The organism is Aquicoccus porphyridii, assembly GCF_008369105.1.
Classification (GTDB): Bacteria; Pseudomonadota; Alphaproteobacteria; order Rhodobacterales; family Rhodobacteraceae; genus Aquicoccus; species Aquicoccus porphyridii.
Window position 1 is genome coordinate 1 of the sequence record NZ_VINQ01000073.1, and the last position, 641, is coordinate 641.

The window sequence follows — 641 nt, forward strand, 5'->3', positions numbered from 1 at the left end:
AGATCCAGCATCGCCGCCAGGTAATGCCAGCGGCCTTGCGCCCAGATGTAGGTGATGTCGCCACTCCACACCTGATTGGGATGCTCGGTCGCGAATTCGCGGTTCAGCCGATTCGGGATATCCGGCCGCTCAACCGTGGCCTGTTTGTAGGCGTGCGAGCCCGGTTGCTTGCTGACCAGGCCCAGCTCACGCATCAACCTACGCACTCGGAAACGGCCGATGGTCACGCCCTCTTCGCGCAGCATGCCCAGGATGCTGCGGCTGCCGGCCGAGCCCCGACTCTGGCTGAACAACTGGTTGACCTGGCTGCGTAGCGCCACGCGGCGAGCATCGACACGACGACGTCGAAGACGGTGGACGTAGTAGCAAGACCGCGCCACATCGAAAGCTGAACAGACCACTTCCACSGACTCCTGCKYACTCAACTGRTCTATCAGCGCGTACGATCGMGTTCGTCCGACATCAAGMGMGCRGTAGCCTTTTTTARWATCGCTTTCTCCCGCTCCARCCGGTTGAYCMGSGCYYCCMGCTMCTGGATCTTTTGCYGCTCAGGCGTCAACGCCTTGCTCTTCGGGGTCACACCCTGGCGCTCCGCCWCGAGCTGCYTCMCCCAACGGCGCAAGGCCGMATCCACCACCCCC

The 641-nt window shown here is 62.9% G+C and carries 1 pseudogene; it reads right to left on the bottom strand.

Annotation, left to right across the window (positions count from 1 at the left end):
* Nucleotides 1–641: pseudogene (locus FLO80_RS23635) on the bottom strand (IS3 family transposase); the annotation flags it as partial.